This is a genomic window from Dietzia sp. SYD-A1 (assembly GCF_015356725.1).
In the GTDB taxonomy this organism is placed as follows: domain Bacteria; phylum Actinomycetota; class Actinomycetes; order Mycobacteriales; family Mycobacteriaceae; genus Dietzia.
In genome coordinates this window covers 1-2,368 of sequence record NZ_JADDKI010000453.1, presented here as the reverse complement: position 1 = coordinate 2,368, position 2,368 = coordinate 1, and the positions used below count along the sequence as shown (strand labels likewise).

The 2,368-nt window shown below is 70.3% G+C and carries 3 protein-coding genes and 1 tRNA gene; all 4 read right to left on the bottom strand.

Translation table 11 applies throughout. The annotated features are described in order from the left end of the window. Window positions 1–72: 72 nt before the first annotated feature. A tRNA-Leu gene (locus tag IY392_RS15595) sits at window positions 73–146 on the bottom strand. Window positions 147–198: 52 nt separating this feature from the next. Continuing rightward, window positions 199–1,203, bottom strand: coding sequence for a Ppx/GppA phosphatase family protein (locus IY392_RS15590; protein ID WP_309234197.1), 1,005 nt, complete (start codon window positions 1,201–1,203; stop codon window positions 199–201). Then, entirely contained in the window at window positions 1,200–1,751 is a 552-nt protein-coding gene (locus tag IY392_RS15585) for a DUF501 domain-containing protein (protein ID WP_194861697.1), read from the bottom strand. The genes IY392_RS15590 and IY392_RS15585 overlap by 4 nt, the downstream gene beginning before the upstream one ends. Continuing rightward, the coding region (locus IY392_RS15580; RefSeq protein WP_194861696.1) for a septum formation initiator family protein at window positions 1,748–2,368 on the bottom strand (621 nt) is incomplete at its 5' end. The genes IY392_RS15585 and IY392_RS15580, both read right to left, overlap by 4 nt.

Genomic DNA, 2,368 nt, shown 5'->3' with positions numbered 1-2,368 from the left:
ATGCCCCATGATTTCACAAACCCAACCGTAAAACTACTTCACACGCGCGACACTAGATTGAAACCAGTGCGGTACCCCCAGTCGGACTCGAACCGACACTGAAACGGTTTTAAGCCGTCTGCCTCTGCCAATTGGGCTATGGGGGCTTGTAGGCCCCGCCGGAGCGAGACCGGGTGGCGCGTGGGGCGCCGGGTCGGGCTAGCCGGCCAGGCGGGACAGCACCGACATCGCGATGCCGTCCAGGATGTCCTTCTCACTCACCGTGAGTTCGGACAACCCCGCGCGCTCTGCCATCACATCACACAGCTCCTGGACCACGATCGCTCCCCCGCCGATCACGTCTGCGCGACCCGGGTGCATCGGCCCCAGACTGCGGCGCTCCGTCACCGACGAGGCCACCAGCCGATCGCACACCTCACGCATCCGGTCCAGCGGGATGACGCTGCCGTGGATCCGCTCGGGGTCGTACTCCCCCAGGTTCTGCGCCAGCGCGCTCAGCGTGGTGAAGGTGCCGGCCACGCCCACCCAGCGGGCGGCGCGGCCCACCGGCACGTCGCCGGCCTCCGCCAATGCGTCGGCGATCACCGCGCGAGCCTCGGCGATTTCGTCGGCCGTGGGCGGGTCCGAGTGCAGCACCCGCTCGGTGATCCGCACACAGCCGATATCCAGGCTGCGCGAGCCCAGCAGGCGCACCTCGCCGCGGACGAGTTCGCCCACCACGATCTCCGTGGACCCGCCGCCGAGGTCGGTCACCACGAACGGGCCATCCTCCGGCCGCAGATCCGAGACACCGCCGGCAAAGGTCAGCTCGGCCTCGGTCTGCCCGGAGATCACCTCGGCGACAGCACCCGGGAAGTGCGCGCCCAGCACCTCGGCGGTCATGCCGAAGAAGTCGTCCTTGTTGGCCGCGTCGCGGGTCGCGGAGGTCGCCACCATCCGCACCGATTGCACACCGAGCTCGGCCATGGTGGCCGCGTAGTCGGTAAGGGCGGTGCGGCATCGCGAGATCGCTTCGGTCGAGAGCCTGCCGGTGGAGTCGACGCCCTCGCCCAGCCGAATAATCCGCATCTCGCGGTGGACGTCGGCGAGCCCGGGCTGGCCGGGGACGCCCTCGGCGACGAGCAGGCGGATGGAGTTGGTGCCGCAGTCCACAGCTCCGACTCGCACCCCGCCGAAATCGGCGGAGCCAGCAGCCGAGGTCACTCCTGCTCCTGCGCGTAGTAGTCGGGCACGCCCAGCTCCTCGGGCGTGGGCCAGTCCTCGGGCAGCGCCGTGCCGCGCAGCCCGGCCTCGCAGGCCAGCGCCACGGACTCGTCGCCCAGCCACACCACGCCCGGCCCCTCGGCCAGCGCGTACGCCATCAGCACGTGGAGGCACTTGACCCGCTCGGGCATCCCGCCACCGGAGAAGTCGGTACCGAGGTCCTCGATCTCGTTGCGCTGCTCGAGATACCGCTCATGCGCCTGGGTGTAATTGAGGGCCATCTCGGGGTCGGAGGTCAACCTCGTCGTCATCCCCCTCATGATCCCCGCGGATTCCTGCCGACTCGCCTCGGCGGTGAGCCGCGGATCGGTGAGGTAGTACAGCGTCGGGAACGGGGTGCCGTCCTCCAGCCGCGGCGCGGTCTTGACCACACCGGGCCTGCCGTCGGGGCTGCGGTAGGACACCTCCAGCACCCCGCGCGGCCGCCGACCCAGCTGGGCCTCGATCGCGTCGAGATCGTCACTGGACACGCTGTATTCGGCGCTCACGCTGGGGGGTCCTCCTGTGGTTGCTGGGGCGCATCGGCGCCATCGGGTGCCTCGCCGCCCGGGGAATCGACGCCGAGATGCCCGCGCCGGGGATCGACCGGAACGGCCGGGGTGTCGGGCCCGCCGGGGATGCTGGTGCCCTCGAGGACCGACGTACCCCCCGGCAGGCTCGAGTTCTCCGGGTAGACGGGATCGGCGGGCGCGGAGATGGAGTCCCACACCCGCGTCTGCCACGGCAGCGCCGCCAACTCGGCCGCCCGTTGCTCGGCCGCCGCCTGCTCCACCGGATCCACCGGGCTCACCCGGTACGGGGTCTCCCCCGGCTTGACGGCGCCGAAGCGGATGCGAGCCTGCTGCTCGATGTACGCCGGATCGGCGAGCAGCTGCTCCTCGGCCTCGAGCTCGGCGATCGTCGCCTCCAGCGCCGCCCGCTCCTGCGCCACCGCCTTCTCGTCCGATAGGAACTGATAATGATTGCGCAGGGGGAACGACACCGTCACCAGCAGAATGATAGCGACGACGGCGAGGAGACCGATCCGCCGAGGCGTGTAGTTCCGCGGGCCCAGCACCGTGTCCGAGAGATCGGTCCGCGTGGTGAGCCGGTGGGCCTCCGGATG